The sequence below is a fragment of the Clostridiales bacterium FE2011 genome (assembly GCA_017569305.1).
Taxonomy (GTDB): Bacteria; Bacillota; Clostridia; order Christensenellales; family Aristaeellaceae; genus Aristaeella.
Genome location: CP069418.1, coordinates 816,269 through 839,429, shown reverse-complemented (window position 1 = coordinate 839,429; position 23,161 = coordinate 816,269). Strand labels below are relative to the sequence as shown.

General features: G+C 54.5%; 17 protein-coding genes, 1 riboswitch and 1 other annotated feature. Of the genes, 15 read left to right on the top strand and 2 right to left on the bottom strand.

Annotation, left to right across the window (positions count from 1 at the left end):
* Nucleotide 1: 1 nt before the first annotated feature.
* Nucleotides 2-101, bottom strand: a riboswitch (TPP riboswitch).
* Nucleotides 102-344: 243 nt separating this feature from the next.
* The 8 genes from JRC49_04025 (at nt 345) to JRC49_03990 (ending at nt 11,215) form a co-directional block, all read left to right on the top strand.
* Nucleotides 345-974, top strand: a complete 630-nt coding sequence (locus JRC49_04025; GenBank protein QTE72003.1) for a thiamine diphosphokinase — start codon at nt 345-347, stop codon at nt 972-974.
* A 62-nt stretch (nt 975-1,036) separates the two neighbouring features.
* Nucleotides 1,037-1,279, top strand: a binding site (T-box leader).
* 73 nt (nt 1,280-1,352) lie between these two features.
* The gene (locus JRC49_04020; protein ID QTE72783.1) at nt 1,353-2,942 is read left to right on the top strand and encodes a sodium:solute symporter; all 1,590 of its coding nucleotides are present in this window, start codon (nt 1,353-1,355) and stop codon (nt 2,940-2,942) included.
* Nucleotides 2,943-3,181: 239 nt separating this feature from the next.
* The gene (locus JRC49_04015) at nt 3,182-4,441 is read left to right on the top strand and encodes a DUF3048 C-terminal domain-containing protein (GenBank protein ID QTE72002.1); all 1,260 of its coding nucleotides are present in this window, start codon (nt 3,182-3,184) and stop codon (nt 4,439-4,441) included.
* A 136-nt stretch (nt 4,442-4,577) separates the two neighbouring features.
* Nucleotides 4,578-5,843, top strand: a complete 1,266-nt coding sequence (locus JRC49_04010; GenBank protein ID QTE72001.1) for a DUF3048 C-terminal domain-containing protein — start codon at nt 4,578-4,580, stop codon at nt 5,841-5,843.
* A 167-nt stretch (nt 5,844-6,010) separates the two neighbouring features.
* The gene (locus tag JRC49_04005) at nt 6,011-6,703 is read left to right on the top strand and encodes a response regulator transcription factor (GenBank protein QTE72000.1); all 693 of its coding nucleotides are present in this window, start codon (nt 6,011-6,013) and stop codon (nt 6,701-6,703) included.
* A gap of 55 nt (nt 6,704-6,758) precedes the next feature.
* The gene (locus tag JRC49_04000; GenBank protein ID QTE71999.1) at nt 6,759-8,147 is read left to right on the top strand and encodes a HAMP domain-containing protein; all 1,389 of its coding nucleotides are present in this window, start codon (nt 6,759-6,761) and stop codon (nt 8,145-8,147) included.
* Nucleotides 8,147-9,697, top strand: coding sequence for a GerMN domain-containing protein (locus JRC49_03995; GenBank protein QTE71998.1), 1,551 nt, complete (start codon nt 8,147-8,149; stop codon nt 9,695-9,697). The genes JRC49_04000 and JRC49_03995 overlap by 1 nt, the downstream gene beginning before the upstream one ends.
* Nucleotides 9,698-9,919: 222 nt before the next feature.
* Nucleotides 9,920-11,215, top strand: coding sequence for a trypsin-like peptidase domain-containing protein (locus JRC49_03990; GenBank protein ID QTE71997.1), 1,296 nt, complete (start codon nt 9,920-9,922; stop codon nt 11,213-11,215).
* A 63-nt stretch (nt 11,216-11,278) separates the two neighbouring features.
* Here JRC49_03990 and JRC49_03985 read toward each other — a convergent pair whose 3' ends face one another.
* On the bottom strand, nt 11,279-12,496 hold the full coding sequence (locus tag JRC49_03985; GenBank protein QTE71996.1) for a ribose-phosphate pyrophosphokinase: 1,218 nt from the start codon (nt 12,494-12,496) through the stop codon (nt 11,279-11,281).
* Nucleotides 12,497-12,687: 191 nt separating this feature from the next.
* Here JRC49_03985 and JRC49_03980 point away from each other — a divergent pair, with 191 nt between their 5' ends.
* Both JRC49_03980 and JRC49_03975 read left to right on the top strand, forming a co-directional pair.
* Complete coding sequence (locus JRC49_03980) at nt 12,688-13,653, top strand: hypothetical protein (GenBank protein QTE71995.1); 966 nt, start codon at nt 12,688-12,690, stop codon at nt 13,651-13,653.
* A gap of 39 nt (nt 13,654-13,692) precedes the next feature.
* Nucleotides 13,693-15,036: a polysaccharide deacetylase family protein gene (locus tag JRC49_03975; protein QTE71994.1), complete on the top strand. Its 1,344-nt coding sequence runs from the start codon at nt 13,693-13,695 to the stop codon at nt 15,034-15,036.
* Between the two features lie 15 nt (nt 15,037-15,051).
* Here the strand turns inward: JRC49_03975 and JRC49_03970 are convergent, their stop codons facing one another.
* Nucleotides 15,052-16,959, bottom strand: coding sequence for a GGDEF domain-containing protein (locus JRC49_03970; GenBank protein QTE71993.1), 1,908 nt, complete (start codon nt 16,957-16,959; stop codon nt 15,052-15,054).
* Nucleotides 16,960-17,181: 222 nt separating this feature from the next.
* Here JRC49_03970 and JRC49_03965 point away from each other — a divergent pair, with 222 nt between their 5' ends.
* From JRC49_03965 to JRC49_03945, 5 genes are all read left to right on the top strand, one after another.
* Nucleotides 17,182-18,066: a hypothetical protein gene (locus tag JRC49_03965; GenBank protein QTE71992.1), complete on the top strand. Its 885-nt coding sequence runs from the start codon at nt 17,182-17,184 to the stop codon at nt 18,064-18,066.
* A gap of 12 nt (nt 18,067-18,078) precedes the next feature.
* Nucleotides 18,079-19,077, top strand: coding sequence for a phosphodiester glycosidase family protein (locus JRC49_03960; protein ID QTE71991.1), 999 nt, complete (start codon nt 18,079-18,081; stop codon nt 19,075-19,077).
* A gap of 3 nt (nt 19,078-19,080) precedes the next feature.
* Nucleotides 19,081-20,142 carry a prolipoprotein diacylglyceryl transferase gene (locus tag JRC49_03955; protein ID QTE71990.1) on the top strand — a complete coding sequence of 354 codons (1,062 nt, stop codon included), beginning with the start codon at nt 19,081-19,083 and terminating at the stop codon, nt 20,140-20,142.
* A gap of 97 nt (nt 20,143-20,239) precedes the next feature.
* Nucleotides 20,240-21,610, top strand: coding sequence for an electron transport complex subunit RsxC (gene rsxC, locus JRC49_03950; protein ID QTE71989.1), 1,371 nt, complete (start codon nt 20,240-20,242; stop codon nt 21,608-21,610).
* Nucleotides 21,607-23,160 (top strand): RnfABCDGE type electron transport complex subunit D, encoded by a 1,554-nt coding sequence (locus tag JRC49_03945; protein QTE71988.1) that lies wholly within the window; start codon nt 21,607-21,609, stop codon nt 23,158-23,160. The genes rsxC and JRC49_03945 overlap by 4 nt, the downstream gene beginning before the upstream one ends.
* Nucleotide 23,161: the final 1 nt, after the last annotated feature.

Sequence of the window (23,161 nt, the reverse complement as noted above, 5' to 3'; positions counted from 1 at the left end):
ATGTTTTGCATGACCGCTTCCCTACGGTAGGATTACCTACACAGGTTCCAAGGGTCGGGCAATGCCCTCTCAGCCGGAAACCGGCCCCCCCAGCGTGCATGTTCGCATCGGAACAGCGACATTATATCACCGGGGCCTTGTTTGTCAACAGATTGAAGCCGTTTTTGCCGCCTGAAAGCAAGAAACAGACAAACAGAATCCGGAAGAGATTGTCCTTTGGGGAAGGAGATTCCCGGGGAACCGGGGAATAACAGGTATATGCTCCGGAAGGATCAGGTGCCGGAGTCTGTGGAATGAATGGGAAATGCCGGTATTCCGGCATACAGGAAAGGGAGACCTGAACAGTGCAGAGATGTGTGATTGTGGGCGGGGCAGGGATTCGTGAATATCAGCGTATCCGGGAAAGCCTGCGCGGGGATGACTGGTTTGTATACTGTGACGGCGGACTGAAACATGTTCAGGAGCTCGGCCGGGAACCGAACCTGATCGTAGGGGATTTTGATTCCCATGAGCAGCCGGAAACGGATACGGAAACCATTGTCCTGCCCTGTGAGAAGGATGATACGGATACAGTCTACGCGGTGAAGGAAGCCGTCAGGCGAGGCTTCCAGGATTTCCTGCTGATCGGTGTGACCGGTGAAAGATTCGACCACACCTTCGGCAACATCTCGCTGCTGCTTTACCTGGATTCCCTGGGCATTCCGGCCTGTATCCTGGATGATTATTCCGAAATGAGCATCATCTCCCGGGAAACGGAGGAAGTGAAAGAAGACTGTTCCTGGTTCTCCCTGCTGAATATCAGCGGAACCGCGAAAGGAATCACGATCCGGGGAGCAAAGTATCCGCTGACAGACGGAGAAATCACCAGCGAGTATCAGTACGGCATCAGCAATGAGGTGCTCCCGGGAGAAACGGCCCGTGTATCTGTCCGGGAAGGCCGTCTCCTGCTGGTGAAGGTATTCGGGCAGAAGTGATTGTTTGTTTCTTGTTCTTTCAGGATTCTCCCCTTGACGGGGGTCTGCTTTCGTAATACGATTGCGGTGCAATGATGGAGATCCAGTAGGGTACAGATAATCCGCACAGAGAGCTGCCGGGAGGTGCGAGGCAGCCGGAGCTGTTTATCCGAAATACTCTCCGGAGCTGTGATCTGAATCCTGCAAGGGTAGTAGGAAAGCCGGGGGCGCCCGATACAGCGCAAAGGATATGAAAGTATCCGGAGGCCGGCCCTGAACGGGGCGGCAAATACGAGGTGGTACCGCGGAGTTAATTCGCCCTCTGTGTCCGAAGGGACACAGGGGCTTTTTTCATGAAGCGGCGCCGCAGAAAGAAGGAGTAGTATGGCATTTGGTGATCTGGCACTCAAACTCGGTATGCTGTTGGTTTTCTTCGGCGTCATGGTCTATGTCGGTTTCTACTGCAGGAAGCATTCCACCGACGTGAACGGCTTTGTGCTCGGCGGACGGAGCGTAGGCCCCTGGCTGACCGCATTCGCTTACGGCACTTCCTATTTCTCCGCTGTTATTTTTGTCGGCTATGCCGGACAGTTCGGCTGGAAGTTTGGTATTGCCGCCACCTGGGTGGGTATCGGCAACGCCCTGATCGGTTCTCTGATGGCCTGGGTGATCCTCGGACGGCGTACCCGGATTATGACGCAGCATCTGTCCAGTGCCACAATGCCTGACTTCTTCGAGAAGCGGTTCGACGCGACTTCCCTGAAGATTGCTGCTTCCATCATTATCTTTATCTTCATGATTCCCTATACTGCGTCCCTGTACAACGGACTGAGCCGTCTGTTCCGGATGGCCTTCAATATTGACTATTCCGTCTGCGTGATCGTTATGGCGGTGCTGACTGCCATCTACGTGATTGTCGGCGGCTATATGGCAACGGCAGTGAACGACTTTATCCAGGGCATCATCATGCTGGTGGGTATTGTGGCGGTCATCGGGGCTGTGCTGGGCAGCAAGGGCGGCTTCATGGCTTCCCTGGAAGGCCTGTCCGCGGCAAAGGATACCAGCGCGGGTTTCGCGAACGGCACGGTTCCCGGTATCTTCAACTCCTTCTTCGGACCGGATCCGCTGAGCCTGCTGGGCGTTGTGCTGCTGACTTCCCTGGGCACCTGGGGACTTCCCCAGATGGTTGGCAAGTTCTATGCCATCAAGAGCGAAGGCTCCATTCACAAGGGAACCATTATCTCCACTCTCTTCGCTATGGTGGTTGCGGGCGGCTGCTACTTCCTGGGCGGTTTCGGCCGTCTGTTTGCCGCTGAACTCGGCGCCGCGGAAGGCGGCAATCCGGCAGGCGGATTTGACAACGTGATCCCGACGATGCTGCAGACCCTGTCTCCCTTCCTGATCGCGATTGTGATCATCCTGGTGCTCTCCGCATCCATGTCCACGCTGTCTTCCCTGGTGCTGACTTCTTCTTCCACGGTAACCCTGGACCTGCTCAAGGGCCGTGTGATTAAGGATATGGATGAGAAAAAGCAGCTGCTGATCATGCGGGTGCTGATCGTGGTCTTCATCATCATTTCCGCCGCGCTGGCGATTGTCCAGGCGAATTCCAGCGTTGCCTTTATTGCCCAGGCAATGGGCGTCAGCTGGGGCGCCATGGCCGGTGCGTTCCTCGCTCCCTTCCTCTACGGCCTGTACTGGAAGCGGACCACAAAGACCGGCTGCTGGGCTGCCATGCTCTTCTCCTCCGTGTTTATGATCATTGACATGCTGGCCAACCTGAAGGTGCTGAATATCAGCCTCGGTTTCCTGCAGTCCCCGATCAACGCGGGCGCCTTCTGCATGATCGCCGGCCTGATCATCGTTCCGCTGATCAGCCTGATCTCCAAAGCGCCGGACAAGGATACGGTGGATCGTATCTTCTCCTGCTACGAGCGGAAGGTTATTGTTACCGCCAAAGACTCCATTGAAACCGAAGCGGAAGGCTGAAACGAAAGCAGTCTGCAAAGTTTATGAAAAGGAGGCAGCCCCGGCTGCTTCCTTTTTTATCCGACCATGGGATTGCCAGGAGCCGCGACTGTAAGAAATCCCTGATCTTTCCTCCCCAAAGGGGAGCCCTGAGCACCTGAAAAAATGATTATCAAATTGTTACAAATGTTTGACAAAAACAGGGCTCTGTGGTAAAATGCAAACCGTTTTCAAGTATACTTTTGGAGGTGCAAATTCTCATGAAGAAATTGCTGAGTCTGGTAATGGCCATCGCACTGATTCTCAGCATGTCTGCAGCTTCTGCAGATCCGATCAGTGTAGACGGTCTTGCCAAAAGGAATATTAAGATTAATGAAGCGGGCCTGAATCCCTCTGCCGATGAAATGATTGCCCAGATGATCAGCCCCACCACGGGCAGAAAACTGGACGCCATTGAGTATCCCGATGGATTTGTCGGAACAGCTGTGACCGGTGTTTATCAGCCGATCCTGGTCCAGATTTCCAATGCCGGCGGCGGCGTGAATGCGGACTCCAAGGGCCGGCCGACTACTGCGCCGATCAATGCACAGTATGCGGACGTTGTGTACGAAGCCTGTCAGGCGAATTCCTCCAACGGCGGCACCCTGACCCGTTTCAGCATGCTGTTCTCTGATACCGTTCCGGATTATGTTGGCTTTGTACGGAGCACGCGTTCCACGCATCCCAGAATCCGCCAGGAGTGGGACTGCGCTTTCGTGACCTCCGGTTATTCTTCCGCTGACGTTCCGCAGGAATGGAAGAATTTCGGCGTGATGAATCCCCAGAGCGCCACGCCTGACAATCCCGGCCTTGTGTATGTGCAGAACTACCCGAAAGTCTGGGCAAAGTACATGTACCACTGCACCAACATTTACGACGCCAACGACCATGTGTACCAGCTGGCAAACATTGTGCAGAACGTTATCCCCAAGGATCATGTTCCGGCCAACCACACCTTTAAGTTCACGGATGAAGTCCCTGCGGGCGGCGATTCCGGTGAAATCGTCTATATCACCTTCGGCGGCGGAACCAAGACTGACAGCCGTCTGGAGTACGACGAAGAAAACAACGAATACATCCGTTACGTGCCCATGAATGGCCAGGATGACTTCGCCTATCGTGTCCAGAACCTGGTGAACCCGAAACTGAGCTCCAAGAACGTGAACGGTTCCAGAGTGGTTATGGTTGAGCCGGATGACCGTGTATACGGCGATCTGGTCACCTTTACCAATGTTATCGTGCAGGGAATCACCATGAACTGGCGCGGCAGCGAGCGTCCTGATCCTGAACTGACCGGCACCGGCAACGCTGACTATTTCATCGGCGGAAAACACTACACCGGCGTATGGCAGCGGAAGGACTATAACAGCCGTACCGTTTTCTATGGTGAAGACGGCAACGAAATTGAACTGATGCGCGGCAAGACGCTGATTGTTCTGCTGGACTACAACAACAAGGGCAGAAGCTTACAGTATGAATAAATCCGGAATCCACCGGATTTCCGGGAACCACTTTTCGAAGTGGTTCCTTTTTCTTAAGGAAAATACAGTAACATGATGAAAGGTATCACGGAGCCGGTATGACAGTGGGTTCCGGAGACGCCGGGGGAGTAAAAGCATGAAGAAACTGGCAAGCATATTTCTGGCCCTGTTCCTGATCCTGGGGACGACGTCTGCTATGGCGGATCCCAAAGAGATCGACGGCCTGACGCCCAGGAATATCACGATCAATCCTGCAGGGCTGAATCCGTCTGCGGAGGAAATGATTGCCCAGGGAATCAGCCCTACCACCGGCAGAAAGCTGAGCAGTATCAAATGCCCGGACACCTTTGCCGGCGCGGCGGTTGACGGACAATACCGGCCCTTTATGGTTCAGATATCCAACGCCAACAACGGCGTGGGAACGGTAAAGGGCGGACTGTATGCTCCCGCACCGGTAAATGGTTCCTACGCGGATGTGGTGTATGAAGCCTGCCAGCGGCAGGGCGGTGCCGAGACCCGTATGAGCATGATCTTTTCCGACACGATTCCGGACTATGTGGGTTATATCCGCAGTACACGCGCAACGCATCCGAGGATCCGGCAGGAATGGAACGCGTTTTTCTGCACCTCCGGCTATACCAAATCAGACGTTCCGGACGAATGGCGGAAACTGGGTGTCAAAAATCCGATGTCCAAAAACCGGACTGAGAAGGATCCCGGGATTATCTATGTGGGTGACGCCGGGGAAAACAAGCCGTGGAAAAAATACGTCAGGCGCGTGAAGGGAATCAAGGACGTAAACAGTGAAGTGTTCCTGCTGAAGGACCTACTGGACAATGTAGTGCCTAAGGATCATGTTCCGGCTAACCATACCTGGAAGTTCACGGATGACCTGCCTGCAGGCGGCGATCCCGCTTCCATTATTTACGTGACTTTCGGCAGCAAGTACGATTCTGACAGCCGGCTGGAATACGATCCGGATGAAAACGTCTATATCCGGTACGTGGCAGTACAGAATTATGTGGATATGCCTTACCGCGAAACAGCCCTGATCGGCGCCGAAAATGTGGAAGAGAAAAACAGTGACGGCCAGATGGTCAGAAGGGTTGCCTATGAACAGCGAATTCCCGGGAATACAATCACCTTCAGCAATGTGATTGTGCAGGGAATCAAGATGAAATGGAAAGGCGGCGCACGGCCCGATCCGGTGCTGACCGGCACAGGAAACGCTGACTACTTCATGGGCGGGAAACATATTGCCGGCGTATGGGAACGGAAGGACTATGACAGCCGTACGGTCTTCTACGGAGAGGACGGAAATGAGATTGAACTTCAGCGGGGACGTACGCTGATTATCCTGATGGGATACAATAATAAGAAGAGCAAAGTCAGCTACGAATAAGCATTGAAGAGACGGAAATGAAGGCTGTCCGGGCAGATATGTGACCGTCTGATACATGAAGAGTAATTTTTCGTTACAGTTTTTGCACTGGTATGTAACAAACCCTTGATTTTTTCTAATAAGTATTATACAATTCGTACAGTATTGGTTACGAAAGGGTGTTTTCAGTGGGTAAAAGGATCCTCCTGGTGGACGACGAACCTCTGATCCTGAAGGGCCTGAAATATACGCTGGAACAGGAAGGTTACGAGACAGACAGTGCCATGGACGGAGAAGAGGCCTTGTCCAAGTTTGAGACGGGTTCTTTTGATCTGATCCTTCTGGACGTGATGCTTCCGAAGCTGGACGGTATTGCTGTCTGCCAGAGGATTCGTGAACGGAGCGATATCCCGATCATCATGCTGACCGCAAAGGGCGAGGATATGGATAAGATCCTCGGTCTTGAGTACGGCGCGGATGATTATATGACCAAGCCTTTCAATATCCTTGAGGTGAAGGCGCGCATCAAGACGATTCTTCGTCGTGTTTCCGGAAGTGTTCAGCAGCAGGAACACCGGGTGATCCGTGTTCACGATATGGAAGTGAACCTGATCAAGCGCAGCGTGACCCTCGGCGGCAAGGACATTAAGCTGACCGCAAAGGAATTTGATCTGCTGCAGATGTTCGTAACGAACCGGGGCACTGTTTTCAGCAGAGAACAGATGCTTGAAACCGTATGGAAATATGATTATGCCGGCGACGCCCGTACGGTGGATGTACATATCCGCCGTCTGAGGGAAAAGATTGAACGGGATACATCAAAGCCTGAATTCATCTTTACCAAATGGGGAGTTGGTTACTATTTCACGGATCAGGACTAAACTCGCATTCTTGGCCAGCATCAGGTGGAAAATCCTGCTGGCCTTTTTTCTCATTGTGGGTCTTTCTTTTTTTGTGGCCGCGACAAGCCTGAACGGCATGGTCAAGGACTATCTGTTTGAACAGCGCAAACGCGATGATATTGCAAAGACCGGGAAGCTTGCCCAGAAGGCGGCTCCTCTTTTTCAGTCTGTCTCCTCAAACGAACTGAATGACCTGCTGGAGGAAGAAGCGGAGACAATGGACGGCCGCCTGATCCTGATTGACAATGACGGAAAAATCCAGTATGACACCTTCCAGAGCCTGTGTGGACAACGGACCCAGGTGGATGAGGTGATCCGCGTCCTGAGAGGGGAAACGGTCAAGGATTACGGAATCCATACCCCGGGGAAATCGGTGGTGGAAGCCATGAGCGGGGAATCCGCCGAATATGTGGCATACAGCACCTATGAGATGAACGGTTATAAGGGCAGGATCGGCGCCGCAATGTTCGTGAGCAAGATCCAGAGCCTGGTGGATTCCATAGAGCGGGTGGAAATGCAGCTGCTGCGTGTGTTTGCCGTGATTGCAGTGGCTGCGCTGGCATTTGCGCTGCTGCTGAGCCGCCTGCTGACAAACCCGATCACCGCCGTGAGCCGGACCATGAGGAAGATGGGAAAAGGCGACCTGAGCGTGCGTGTGCCGGTACGGGGCAGCGGCGAGCTGAGGGAACTGGCTGAAAACTACAACACCATGGCATCACAGCTGGAAAGCCTGGACAAGACCAGAAACCAGTTTGTGTCAAATGCCAGCCACGAACTGAAAACGCCTCTGGCAACCATGAAGATCCTGCTGGAGTCCATGATTTACGAGCCGGATATGCCTGCAGAGGTTCGGGCGGACTTCATGAAGGATATGAACCATGAGATTGACCGCCTGACCGGCATTGTGACGGATCTGCTGGTGCTGACCCGTATGGATAACGGCGAGGAAATGAAGCGCGGCATTGTGAACATGACCGAGCTGACCAAGGAGACCATTCATCAGCTGACCCCGGCCGCGGAAAAGAACAACCAGACGCTGACCGGCGACGTGCAGGAAGAGCTGTTCCTCTACGGAGACAAGAGCAAACTGAGCCAGATCCTTTACAACCTGATGGACAACGCGATCAAATATACTCCGGAAGAGGGGCGGATATCCGTATCCCTGCGGGAGGAAGACGGCAACATCGTCTGGCGGGTGAAGGATAACGGTATCGGTATTCCGGAAGAAGACCTGGAGCATATCTTTGAACGCTTCTACCGGGTGGATAAGGCCAGGGGCCGGGAGACCGGCGGAACGGGCCTGGGCCTGAGCATTGTAAAACAGATGGTCAGGATGCATGACGGCACCATTACCGTTGAGAGCAATCCGGGGAAGGGCTCTGAATTTACAGTGACATTCCCGCAGGAAGGAGCGGAGTCATGATGAAAAAAGGATTAAGCCTTTTGCTGGCGCTCTGTCTCCTGCTGCTCCTGGACGGATGCGCGGGAAGGAAAATCGAGGATTACCAGACTCCGGCTTCAACCCTTCCACCGGCAGCGGCACGCTATACAGCGCCGGACGGCGACGGGATTGTGATGGAGAACCTGAAATACCAGATTTACCTTCCGGCCAGGGACGGGCTTCGCCTTGTTTCCCGGGAAGTGACGATAGACGCGGAGAACCTGAATGATGCCGTGGAAAAGCTGATGCAGCAGCTACTCAGCTATGAGGGTGACACGGACGCGAAGCCCCTGGGCGGAAGCAAACCGCTGGAGCTGTACGGCACACATCCCATTGAAATCAGCGGCGGCATATGCACGGTGAACCTGACCCGCGCAGCGAAACAGCTGAAGCTGAGCGAGTATTACAAACACTGCCTGGCGATTTCCACGACCCTGTGCGAACTGAATGATATTAACGGGGTGAACATCCTGGTGGAGGATGAAAGCCTTCCGCTGGATACGCCCGGCTACCTGCCCATGGGCACCCTGATGGGGCATGCGGGGGAATCGCTTCCGGTACTGTGGGAACAGATGGAAGCGAAAAAGACCCCGATGACGCCCACGGACAAGGATCCCGGTAAAAATCCCCTGAACGCACTGGCAACGCTGTATTATCCGCTGCCGGACGGCCGGGGCATTGCCTGCACGATCCGTATGGTCAATTTCGCTGGGCAGACTCCCGCACAGCTGACAACCAAACTGATGGATGAAATCAGCTCCGAACGGCGGGCCTTGTCGGGAGGACAGATTTTCCCGAAACTGACGGAACTGCTGCTGCATGATCCTGTGACGAGCGACCTGCCGGACGGCGGACGGCTCCTGACACTGAGCCTGCGGGAAGACGCAGAGTCTGTGCTGGAGGCGGCCAAAACGGACCTGGCCTGCTGCGCGGCGGCGCTGACTTATACCCTGACAACTTTCATTCCTGACATTTCCGCAGTCTGTATCCGGATCGGCGACAAGGCGAAAACGGAACTGAAAACAAATCGGTTTGATCCGGTCATCGCATTGAGCGGTATGGTGAAGCGCAGCGCGGTGGAACAGTTCCTGACAAGCAGCGTAACGGTGTATTTTGCCCGGAACGGGATCCTTTGTGAATGTGAACGACCTGTGGCTCCCCGGTCTGTGGACAGCCTCCGGACGCAGCTGTGTGCCCTGATGGAAGGACCTGACGCATCGGAACGGGAAGAAGGAATCAAAGAGACCCTGCCCGGAACAGTCCGGGAAGACGATATCCTGGGAATATCCGCAGAGGGTGACACGCTGCTGGTGAACCTGAGCGAAAACTTCCGGACGGCGATCCTGGAACAGGGAGAGGAAAAAGAAGCCCTGGCCTGCTACAGTATGGTGAATACGCTGTGCAAAAATACCGGAACGAAACGGGTGCGCTTCTTCTTTGAAGGAGCACAGGTGGAATATATAGCCGGGACGATCTACTGGGCGGGAGAGTTTATGTATAATATTGGCTTGGCTGAAAAGGGTCTTGGATGATAGAAACGGACTGGGATATGATCCCAGTCCGTTTTAATGAATACTTAAAACTTAAGACTTAAAAATGAATAATAATATAGTGCTTTAGCTAGAGAATCGGGTTTGTGGTTTTTTGGCTTTTATTTGGTTGAAGAGAAAAATGAATAAGTTCATATTGCGTTCATATTCCGGACAAAAAGGGGGGATAGAATATAGCCGAAAACCGGAAAGGAGGTTTTTGAGATGAGAAAGATTATGAATAAGAAGGTCCTGGGCGTGATCGCCCTGGCGCTTGTTTGTGTATTTGCGGGTACTGTGATCGGTGCTTCACAGCCTTCCGCCAATGCGGAAGAAAAGGTTGTGCTGACTTCTCCCTTTACGGAGGCAATTGCCAAGGTACGGGACAGCGTGGTCGGCGTTAACAACTATCAGATTGTCAACAACAATTACGGCGGATATGACAACTTCGGCGGATACTTCCCCTGGAGCTATTTCGGCGGAGGATACGGGAACGGCTATGGCAACGGCTATGGAAACGGCTACGGATACAACCAGCCTGATTCCTCTGAGGAAATCAAGTACGGCAGCGGCTCCGGCGTGGTCATCGAAAAGGAATATGTGCTGACCAACTACCATGTGGTGGAAGGTGCCCACAGCCTGAAGATTTCCATCGGCGATGATGATAAGAACCTGTACGACGCGACCGTGGTGGCCAGCGATTCCGACAAGGATGTGGCTGTGCTGAAGGTGCCCGGACTGCCGCTGGAACCGGTTGAACTGGGTGACAGCGATGAACTGGTGATCGGCGACTGGGTAGTCAATATCGGCAACCCCATCGGATTTACCGGTACCGCCACAGCGGGTATCGTCTCCGGCCTGAACCGGGAGATCGAATCCGACAACAGCAAGCCTGACAAATACGGCAAGAACACCCCTGTTGTGAACAGCATGATCCAGACGGACGCTGCCATCAACAGCGGTAACAGCGGCGGCGGTATGTTCAACACTGCCGGACAACTGGTTGGTATTCCGACCCTGAAGTATACCGGCACCCGCTACAGCTCCAATGCCTCTGTTGAAAGTATCGGTATGTGCATCCCGATCAATGAGGCCAAGGATGTGATTGAAGCGGCACTGACCGGCAAGGGCAACGTGGAAGAAGGCCAGCAGGCCGCAACAGACAGCGAAGGCACTACCGGCGGACTGACCGGTAAGCCCCGGATGGGTGTGACCGTCAGCACAGTGAAGGATACCAACGGCCAGCTGCCGAGAGGCGCTTATGTGGTCAGCGTGGACGAAGGCAGCCCGGCAGAAGCCGCAGGCCTGAAGATGGGCGATATCATGGTCGAAGTGAATGGCCAGGTGATTACTACCGTGACTGAAGAAATTGAGATCATCTCCCAGCTGAAGGAAGGCGACGAGGTTGCCGTGAGAGTCTGGCGGCCTGAAAATGTGTCTGAAGACGGACGGATTTCCACCGAAGGCGACTATATCGACCTGACAGTCAAACTGGCAGTTGTGGACGAAATCGCCCAGTAACCATCAAAAACAGAACCCGGCTCCGGAAGATTCCGGAGCCGGGTTTTTATGTTATTCAATCAATTATACAAGGCGCATGCCCGCGGCCATCTGCTCATTATTGTAACGCTTGAGCAGGGCGTGAATCCGGTCGTAGGGATTCAGGAGCTTGCTGAGGCTGCGGTCGTGGTTCAGGGTGGCGATGATGAAGGAGATATATTTGCTCATATCAGCTTCAATAAACCACTCGGTTTCCGCCAGCTCGGGCTTGCGGTAGGTCAGGTTGGTGGAAATGACCCGATCGATGAAACCGTTGCGATAGGCTTCTTCAAAGGCATCAATACCGTTGGTGAAGAGGGCAAAGGTACAGCCCGCGAAGATGCGGTTGGCCTTGCGCTTTTTCAGCTCTTTCGCCAGGTCGATGATGCTTTCGCCGCTGGACAGCATATCGTCCGCGACGAAGACGTCTTTGCCTTCCACGCTGTCACCCAGGTATTCATGAGCGACAATGGGGTTGCGGCCGTTCACGATGCGGGTGTAATCACGACGCTTGTAGAAAAGACCCATATCCAGCCCCAGAACGGAGGCATAGAAGATGTTGCGGTCGATGGCGCCTTCATCCGGGGAGACGATCATCATGTGTTCCTTATCGATCCGCAGGGTCTTGTCCCGCTTGAGCAGGGCCTTGAAGATCTGATAGCTGGGCATGATGCTCTCAAAACCGGTGGTGGGGATGGCGTTCTGAACCCGGGGATCATGCGCGTCAAAGGTGATGATGTTGCTGACACCCATGTTCTCCAGTTCCTGAAGGGCCATGGCACAGTCCAGACTCTCACGGGCTGAACGGCGGTGCTGCCGGCCTTCATACAGCATAGGCATGATGACCGTGACACGCTTGGCCTTGCCGCCCATGGCGGCGATGATCCGCTTCAGGTTGGCGAAATGCTCGTCCGGACTCATGGGAACGCGGCGGCCGAACATCTCATATTCGACATTGTAGGCACCGGGGTCACAGAGAATGTACATATCGTAACCGCGGATGCTCTCTTTGATCATGCCCTTGGCTTCACCATTGCCGAAGCGGGGACAGTTGACATCAATCAGGAAGTCCTGCCGTTCCGCACCGGGGGTGGTGCTCATGTCGCCGGGCATAGATTCTTCGGTATGATCCTGCCACTTTTTCAGCCAGCTGTTCACTTTAATGCCGATCTCTTCGGTACCGGGCATGGCGATCAGCCCCAGAGGACCAACGGGATAAGTCAGAAATGAGTCTTTGTTCCAGGTACTGACAAAATCTGTCATGACGATCCTCCCTCATGCGATCAGGAAAACTCGAACAGAATTATTATACTATCATTTTTTTGTTATGAGAAGTGAGAATCTGGTTTTTTCTGATGCTATTTTGGCCATGTATACGATTACATGGGAATCTTGCACACGTATGGTGATTTTACTATAATAGGAAATCATACGGGAAAGGTTGGAACGGCAGGATGGTATTAAAAAGAATAGCGTTGCTTCTTCTTGTGCTCCTGATGCTGATTCCCCAGGCTTTGGCTGAGGAGACAGAAAAAGTTACTTACAGGGATATCACTGTAGACAAGAATACAGAGTATGTGGACCTGGGTGACCGCAAGGTGCTCCAGTGGGATAAACTCTATGACTTCCTGCTGCAACTGCCAAACCTGAAAAAGGTTGACATGTATAATGTGATTGTGAACCTGCAGGTGTATAATAAACTGAATGAACTTTTCCCGGATGTTGAATTTGGTGTTTCATTCAGGTACGGCGCTCACAGGGTACGGACGGATGATACCGCTTTTTCCACGCTGTGGGCAGAAGGTGCCAGGAAATATAACTATGATGAAATCGCGATGATGACCTGGTGCACCAACCTGTACGCGCTGGATATCGGACATCAGCCGGTGAAGAGGCTGGATTTCCTGTATGAACTGCCGGAACTCAGGGTGCTGATTGTTGCATTGTGCGACCTGACGGACATTACGCCCATCGCAAGCCTGAAACACCTGGAATACCTGGAAATCTTCCACAACAAGATTACGGACATTTCCTGCCTGAAGGACCTGAAATACCTGATGGACCTGGACCTGGTGCAGAATTATGTGGAGGATCTGACGCCGCTGACGGAAATGAAGAGCCTGAAGCGACTGTGGATTTACCGGAATATCAAGAACGACCTGGAATCTCCGGATATGGAAACGGTCAAAATGCTGCAGGAAGCGCTGCCGGACTGCCAGATTGAGGCACGGGGGACATCCCGGTCCAAGGGATGGGTACGGCATCCGCACCAGGAAGTCATTCAGCGGATCTTCCACTCCAAGGTTTATGAACCGTTTGCGGATTCTGATCCGGAAAACATGCCTGAACCGTGGCGTACGGAATACCTGGAGAAGAGCGGAGAAACGGCTCAGGCAGAAGCCTCTGAAACCGCGGAATAAGCATACAGGAATATGGGAAGGAATATGATGAAACAAACAATGAGAGCTGTGCTTGCTATGCTGGCAGTGATCTGCCTGCTTGCAGGTACAGCCGGCTCCGCCCTGTCGGAAACCCTGCAGGAATGCCACAAGGTAACGAATAAGGCTGAGCTCACCACGCAGAAAAACAAGTCACAGGTCAAACTGTGGCACGTGGAAACGGCGCATCCTGCGGTGACCGAGGAAATCAACGGCATTGCTTCGGCCTGGGCGGATGAGCTGAGTCCTGACCTGCCGAAGGCCGGAAACAACGGCAAGAAAAACAGCCGGCTGGATGTGGAAATCCGGTACAGCCGGACAGGCCTCCACTGGATGAGCTTCCTGGTGCAGGCGAGAACCACTTATCATCAGCAGCTGAAAGCCCAGAAGTTTACCACCCGGACCTATAATATGGAGACCGGGGAACAGATCCGGCTGACGGATATTTTTGATGATACGGACGAGATCTGGACTATGCTGGGAGAAAAGGTCCGGCAGGCCCTGACGGACTACTGGCCGGACGAGGAACCGGATGAGGCAGCCCTGAACCGCCTTTGCGAACAGGAAGCCCTGGAAGAAGCGGACTTTACCCTTCACGGAATGTCCCTGGTGCTGCATTACCCGGCAGAGATCCTGTATCCGGATCATTTCACCCTGATGGACGTGACACTGTTCTACCCGGAAATCCGGGACATGATGACCGAGACGGGCAGAACTGAAACCAACAATGAAGCCTATTATAAAACCTGCGCGCTGACTTTTGACGACGGCCCCAGCGCCAAGAATACGCCCGGCGTACTGGACGCACTGATGGAAACCGGTGCGCGGGGAACCTTTTTCGTAATCGGAAACCGGATCAAGGAGAACCGCTGGCTGGTTCAGCGGGAGCATGACAACGGCAACGCGATCGGCGCGCACAACTGGCATCACGGAAATGTAACCAAATCCTCCGGATCGGCCTTGCGCGCCATGCCGCAAAAAGTCAATACCGCAATGATTAAATCCATCGGTATTCCGGTGCGCTATGACCGGGTGCCGGGCGGGCGTTATCCGAGGATGGTTGAGGTGAAGGTGGGCTGGGCCTATATCCAGTGGAGCCTGGACACCTATGACTGGCGCGGACTGAGCACCTCGGCTGTGCTGAACAAGGTGAAGAAAAAACTGCATGACGGGGACATCATCCTCTGCCATGATATAAAAAACAATACTCCGGAATCGACACGACAGATCGTACGATACCTGGAGGAAGAAGGCTATATGCCGCTCACCATTGATGAGCTTTTTGCAAAAGATGGAGTGACACTGGAAAAGTATAAGGTATACTACCGCTGCGACCAGGGAGACACGTCCATCCGGAAGGACTGACGCGAAAAGAGATATTTATTCCGGATGATCCGGGAACGGCTGCTCCGCTTTGCGGGCAGCTTTTTTCTTTTGCTTGTTCCGGTACATCAGGGAATCCGCACCCCGGATGCATTCATCCAGGGGTTTGCGTTCCTCTTTGGTGGTGCGGACGACGCCGATGGAAAGACTCAGGACAAAGGGAATGCCGGAGGTGCGGTTGTATTCATCCGCGGCGGCGTCAATTTCCTCGCAAAGGGAGGGATTGCAGCCGCTGTCGATGATGATGAACTCATCGCCGCCATAACGCATAATGAAGGCGTTTTCGGAACAAATCCGCTGGAGGATCCGGGCGGAGGCTTTCAGCGCGGCATCGCCGGATTCATGACCGAAACGGTCGTTGATGGCCTTCATATCATTCATATCAATGAAGAGCACCTGGACGGAGCCTTCGGAAGCGATCAGGTCATCATAACGCTGCTGTCCGAAGCGGGACAGGCCGAAACGGTTGTAAAGGCCGGTGAGCGCGTCATGGACATACAGCTCATCCAGGGTATCATTCAGGTTGTGAAGCAGGCTCTTTTTCCGCACGTTTTCAATGGCAATTTCCAGAAAGTTCAGGATGCTTTCGTGCAGGTTATGTTTCGCCGCGCCACAGATGCCGTTCATGACGATATAGCCGATGGAATAGGTGTTGTAGTGCAGCGGATAGAAGATCAGGAAGGGTTCGTTCTCCATCAGGTGCTCCGGCAGGAGGCTGCTGGTAGGGAAGCGGACGATTTCGTTATCCGCGCTGCTGTCAAACAGTACCATGGTGGAATCAAAATGCTCCGCATAACGCGGCCACATGTTTTTATCATAATTGTCGAAGTAATATTCGTTGATGCACAGGTACACATTGTCACAGCCGAAAATGGCATGGCTTCTGTTGAAAATGCGCATGAGGTCCTGCAGATCCTGGGCTTCGAACAGCTCTTCAGCCATCAGGTCCTGCTTGATATAGAAGGAACGGAGGAAACGGGTCTGCTGGAAATAGAGATCCCGGATAACGCCCCGGCGCGGCGCGTTATGACAGCCGCAGGATTCGGAACAGATCAGGTCATACCCGAAGGAAATGCGGGTACGGGTTTCCGCTCCCCGGATCATGCCGAGCAGCACGTCCGCCGCAAAATAGTCCAGCTTGCTGTGGTCCGTATGGACGGTGGAAAGGCGGGGACTGGAGAGCTCCGCGGAGGGAAGGTTGTCAAAACCGCAGACCAGTACGTCCCTGGGAATCCGGAGACCGTTTTCCTGCAGCGTTTCCATCAGGCCGAGGGCCATTTCATCGTTTGCACAGATGAAGGCATCCGGCAGGGGATGCTTTTCACGGATCCAGCGTTTTGCCAGGTCCACGGCATCGCTGGGACGCCAGGTACATTCGACAATTTCGATCTGTTCCTTCGGAATGCCGTTATCCCGGCAGGCGGCCATGAAACCGCTCAGACGGTCCGGCCCCTCGGAACCGCAGTGGAGGTTGCCGGTCAGGTAGACCAGGCGGCGGGCACCGTGTTCACGGATGACATGCTCGGTCATATCATACTGTGCCTGGATATTGTCAAAGAAAACAAGGGAACACCCCTTCAGCTCCTGTCCGATGGCAACTGCAGGGATGCCGCTTTCTTCTATTTGTTTTTCGAGAGATTCACGGGCGGAACGCAGGACAATCTGGTTGCTCTGGATGAGCAGGCCGTCAAAGCAGGACAAATTAGGCAGCTGAAAAATCGTGTATTCACTTCGGTCCTTGTCATTTCCCTGATCTTTGCCGAAGCAGTCGAATACACGGATCTGCACATCTGGATGATCCACGGTATACTGTGTCAACCCGTGGAGGGTGCTTTCCACCAGCTCGTAATTCCAGTCGGCTGTGAGAAAAGCAATCCGAAACTTTTTCTTCTGATCCGCAGCCATATAGATTCCCTGCAACTTGTTACATATTTACAATACATCAGTACAGCTATAAAAATATACACTAAAACTTGCCAAAATGTCAATGTTTTACAGGGCGAAACGTTTTGCAGTTACAGGGGGAAAGGGTCGGAAATCCACTATGCAAAACAGATGGAAAATGCTATACTATATAAGATGTCCATGATTCATGGATTGCTTTTTATTCAGAAAGGTGAAACGGCAATGAAGAAACGGAAGAATACCGGTTTAACCGGGAAAAAATGGCTGGCAGTGCTCCTGACGGCGGTTCTTCTGCTGGCTTCGTGCGCCCTGGCTGAAGACGGACTGGAAGGCTATTCCAAAGAAAAAGGGTATACCTATCTGCGGCTCGGACGTTATCCGCAGACTGCAGAGGGCGGCATTGAGCCGATCCTGTGGCGGGTTCTGACAAAGGATGACGAGAAAGCCTACCTGCTCAGTGAATATATTCTCTTTGCCCGGGCACTGCACAACAACCGGAATGAATACGCAAAATTCAAGGGTGATTTCGCCCAGACCGAGCTGTGCCAGTACCTGAACACGACGTTTACAGAAGCTGCTTTTACTGAGGAAGAGCTGTCCATGCTGCTTCCCTGTGAAAACTTCGGCAAGGTGTTCCTGATTACCCGGGAGGATATGAAGAACAAGGAGATCGGACTGGGTGCCTGGACATCCAAGAAGGATCCGACCCTGAAGCAGATTGAGGAGAATCCGGCTGTACGGGCCTGGGGTACCGAATGGGCGATCAAAAACAACGGATACGATCCGGCAGAATATCCGGATCCGAAGGCAAAGGTGCGGAACGCTACGGACACAGCCAACATCACGCTGGGTGAAAAACGGCTGTATGTGTTCCAGGCCAAATACGGATCCTGCAGCCCGTACTGGGGACGTTCCGCCTCCACCACTGACAAGAAACAGGCTGTCTGCACCAAGGACGGCGGCCAGGTCGGCCGGATTGAGGTCGGCCGGGACAATGAGGGCGTGCGTCCTGCCCTGTATCTCGCAGAGGGAAGCTACAGCATTATATCCGGATCCGGCACGATGGAAGATCCCTACGAGATCGTTCCTGCCTCTACTCAAGAATAAGGAGAAAACGAGATGAAGCGTAATACTGTCCGATGGATTGCCGCAGTCCTGCTGCTGCTTGCGCTGGCAGCCGGGCTTTCCTGTCCGTCCATTGTGGAAGCTGAGGCAGCAACGAAGCTGCCGATGGATTTCACCAAGGGCGGCGTCAAGACTGACAAAGACAAGTGGACCTATGACGGAAAAACGCCTGTTGCCTACAGCGATTCCACGATTGAGGTCACGTCTGAAAAAAGCTCCGTGACCGCCAAGGTGAAGGGCAAGAACGTCAAGCATGAAGTCTGGGTGATCCGGATCAAGATCCAGGATGCTTCCCAGCTGCGTACCGCGGTGAGCAAGGATACCTACAACGGCCGCGGACAGGCGAAGGGCGAAGACATCGCAAAGAGCAAGAATGCCGTTGTTGCGATGAACGGAGACTTCTTCAAATATGAAAACGACGTGGGATACGTTGTGCGCCAGGCTGAATTTATCCGGGACGCGACGGATACCAGCCGGAAAAAGAAGGGCCAGCCGATCTGCTTTGATATGCTGGTGGTGGATAATGAGGGAGACTTCTATATTGTTCCCCAGGCCCGGACAAAGGAGATTGAGGCGTTCATCGAGAATACGCTGACCCCTGAAGGAAGAACCGTGATGGACACGTTCAACCTGGGACCCGCGCTCGTAATCGACGGAGAGGTGCAGGATATCGCTTCCTCCCAGGCGGCACAGCAGGGAGACTACCAGTGGAATTATCCCCAGCAGCGTATCGCCCTGGTGCAGACCGGACACCTGGAATACGCCATTGTGGAAGTGTTCGGCCAGACGGACTCCACTGCCGGCCTGACACTGGAAGAGTTTGCGAATCTTATCGCGGAAAAGGTACCGAATGCCAAGATCGCCTATAACTTTGACGGCGGCGGATCCACAAACCTGATCCTGAACAACAAAAAGATCTGCAAGACCCCCGGCCTGCGGGAGATTACCGATATCATTTACTTTGCATCTGCTGAAGGCTACGTTGAGGAATAACAGATGGAACCGATTAAATTGGGTTTTCTGACCATCTATCCCTTCGGTCTGCTGATGATTCTCCCGGCTTTGGGCGCGCTGCTGCTGGCAGCCCGGAGCATGGGGAAGGCAGGACTGAAAAAAGAAACCGCCGGCTGGTTTGCCCTGCTGGCGGTTCCGCTTTGCTTTGCGCTGGCACGGCTGGGCTTCTGCCTGTTCGTGATTGACCAGATGCTGGGGAGCGAAGACTTTGGCATGATCTTCCGGGTGAACGAAGGCGGCTTCCTGCTGTGGGGCGCGCTCTGCGGCGGCCTGCTGGCGGCCTGGATCACCGGAAAAATCACGAAACAGCCCTCCTCGAAAATCGCTGACTCTGCCGTTGTGGGGGCCTGCCTGCTGATTGCGGCGGGGCGGATCATCTGCGGCCTGATTTTCAAGGACCAGGGAATCGGCTTTCCGCTTTCAGACTGGTTCAACACGGACTGGCTGGATCCGGAAGAGGCGGAATATGCCAACCGCTTCAGCCTGTTCGCGCTGGAAGATTACAGCTTCTTTGAACGGCTTCCTTTCGCCATCCAGAACTTCTATGACGAATGGTGCTGGGCGATTTTTGTGCCGGAAGCCATCTGGGCGTGTGTGACAGCGTGGATTATCTCCCGGTGCCGGGCGAAGGACGGCGGGAAAACAATCCTGTTCATCATCCTGTATTCCTGCGGACAGATCGTGCTGGAGGCCATGCTGCGGGGCGAGGTGCTGCATCTGCCGTGGCTGGGTTTCGTGCGGGCCAATCAGGTCATTTGCGCGGTCGCCCTGGTTGCGGTGATCTGCATCTGCCTGAAGAAGCTGGACAAGACGGAACGCGGCAAAGCTGCGCTGGTCTGCTTTGCCCAGGTGATCCCGGCTGTCCTGATTGTGGTGGCGATGGAATTCGCTGCTTTCGAGAAAAAGATCACCCTGATTCAATCCTGGCCCGCAGACGTCTGCCACCTGCTTGCGGGGCTGGCCTGCCTCTGGATGGGAATGGCTGCAGGGCATGTGTGGCAACGGGTCTACGCTTTACAAGCTCCGTCGGATCTGGTAAAATAAACCATCCGAAAAACTACATTCCATGGTGCCCACTACGACGCCGGCAAGGTAACTCACGACCATGCCCGCTCGTTTGCGGTTAATACAAAAACACATTATGAAAGGAGTCGGCATTGCAGTGAAAAACACATTTCGCGGCGGCGTACATCCCGCAGGTCACAAGGACCTGAGCCGGGAAAGCCGTCTGCGTCTCTTCAATCCGAAGGGAGAGATGGTTTTCCCGCTTTCCATGCACATTGGAAAACCCGCGAAACCGGTGGTGAAAAAGAATGATGAGGTGAAGGTGGGGCAGTTGCTCGCGGAAGCGGACGGCTTTGTTTCCGCACCGATTCATTCCAGCTGTTCGGGTAAGGTAAAGGCAATTGAAAAGCGCCGGGTACTGGGCGGCGGCATGGCAGAATGCATTGTCATCGACAATGACGGACTGTTCACGCCCGCGGAAGATTATACCCAGCGGACGGACGCTTCCCAGCTGTCCAACAGCGACATCATCCAGCGGGTACAGAAGGCCGGCATCGTCGGCCTGGGCGGCGCAGGTTTCCCGACGGCTGTGAAACTCCAGCCGAAGAATGCTGATGCGATCGAATACGTGATCGCCAACGGTGCTGAATGCGAGCCGTACCTGACCTGCAATGATCAGCTGATGCGGATTCATTCCAATGAGATCGCGGAGGGCCTGGAGCTGGTGCTTCGGCTTTTCCCGAACGCTGAAGGCGTGATCTGCATCGAGGATAACAAACCCGAAGCCATTGAGGCAATGAGCCGTGCTGTATCGGACAAGCCGAAGATCAGCGTGCGGACCATGATTACCAAGTACCCCCAGGGCGGTGAGCGCAGCCTGATCCAGGCTGTGGCCGGTGTGGATTTCCCCACCAGCAAGCTGCCCGCTGACGTGGGCTGCGTGGTGCAGAACGTGGGAACGCTGTACGCGATTCAGCGCGCTGTGCTCTACGGAGAACCGCTGTTCAGCCAGTGCTTCACCATTACCGGTGAGGCGGTTGCAGAACCCGGAAACTATATGGTCCGGGTGGGCACCAGCTATGCCGAACTGCTGGAAGCTGCAGGCGGTGTGAAGGAAGGCATGGAGATCCGCAAGGCTCTCTCCGGCGGACCCATGATGGGTATTGCCATCGGTTCACTGGATATCCCGATCCAGAAGCAGAACAACGGCCTGACGCTGCTGGCGGAAGACCCGGTGGAAGCGGCGGAAGCCGTGATGACCAGCTGCCTGCGCTGCGGACGCTGCACAACGGTGTGCCCGATGGGCCTGACACCCCAGCTGATGTGCGATGCGGCGGTGGCCGGCGACCTGGAACGGTATGAGAAGAAGCTGTACGGCATGGACTGCATCCAGTGCGGCAGCTGCAGCTTTGCCTGCCCGGCCAAACGGCCCCTGACGCCTACGTTCAAGCAGGCGAAGGCAGAAATCCTTGAGAAGAGAAAACGGGAAGGAGGCGCTCAGAAGTGAATATGCTGAATCTTTCCGCGGCTCCTCACGCAAGAGATAAATGGACTACTCCGTTCATCATGCGGATGGTCACCCTGAGCCTGCTGCCTGCCACGATTGTGGGTATCCTGGTATACGGCTGGAATGCCTTCGGCGTTGTGGCACTGGCAATTGTTTCCGCTGTGGCGTCTGAATGGCTTTTCTGCAAAGCCTGCAAAAAGCCCAGCACTATCTGGGACGGCAGCGCGGTGGTTACCGGTCTTCTGCTGGCCCTGTCCCTGGGACCGCAGACGCCCCTGTATATCCCGGTGATCGGTTCCGTGTTCGCCATCGTAGTCTGCAAGTGCTGCTTCGGCGGACTGGGCAAGAACTTCATCAACCCCGCGCTGGCTGCGCGCTGCTTCCTGCTGATTTCCTTCGCCAACGCGATGGCGATCAAACCGGTTGTGGACACGGTAGCTTCCGCGACTCCTGTCGGCGCTATGAAGGCCGGCGAGGTGGTGGACATCACCAAGATGTTCCTGGGCACGGCGGACGGCGTAATCGGCAGCTCCATCCTGGCGCTGCTGGTGGGCGGCCTGCTGCTCTGGAGCCTGGATATTATCCATGGCCAGATCTGCTTCTCCGTGCTGATCGGCTTCACCGTGTTCCTGGGACTGTTCGGAGGCAAGGGCTTTGATCCCGCTTACCTGCTGGCGCACCTGTGCGGCGGCGGTGTGGTGATGGGCGCCTTCTTCATGGCCACGGACTATGTGACCAGCCCTGTGAGCCGCCTGGGCCAGTTCATTTACGGCTGCCTGATCGGCGTGCTGGGCGGACTGTTCCGCCTGAAGGGCAACACGGCTGACTCCTTCAGCTACGCGATCATCATCGGCAACGTATGTTCTCCCCTGATTGATACATATATCGTCCAGAAGCCTTTCGCCTACAGGAAGATCGGCAAGACCCGGAAGACCAGCAAGGAACCCTTCCGGATTCCGAAGCCTGTGATCGCCCTGACACTGATCGCGGCGATCGCCGGCGTGGCGCTGAGCGGTGTGTACTCCATGACCAAGGACACCATTGAAGACCAGAAGCTGCAGGCGGAGCGGGCTTCCTACAGGGAAGTGTGCCCCGAAGCAGAGACCTTTGAAGACTCCGAAGCCGCGAAGGCAAAGCTGGAAGAGCTGGCCGGCGGGAACTGGGGAACGAACTTCGGTTCCACCCGGATCAACGAGGCGATTGTGGGCAAGGATGCCGCCGGTAATGTGGTGGGCTATGCCCTGAGCGTTTCCTCCAAGGGCTTCGGCGGCGACGTGACCATGGCGCTGGGCCTGACCCCGGACGGCGAGGTGAAGAAAATCTCCTTCACCGAGCTGAATGAAACCGCGGGCCTGGGTATGCGGGCCAATGAGGAATCCTTCAAGGATCAGTTCCCGGGCAAGAGCGGCAGCGTAAGCCTGGTGAAGGGTGACGCCGGAGAGAATGAGATCAGTGCCCTGACCGGCGCGACCATCACCTCCACGGCTGTGACCAATGCCCTGAATGCCGGCCTGGACTTCTATGATACTGTGCTGAAAGGAGGCAACTGAG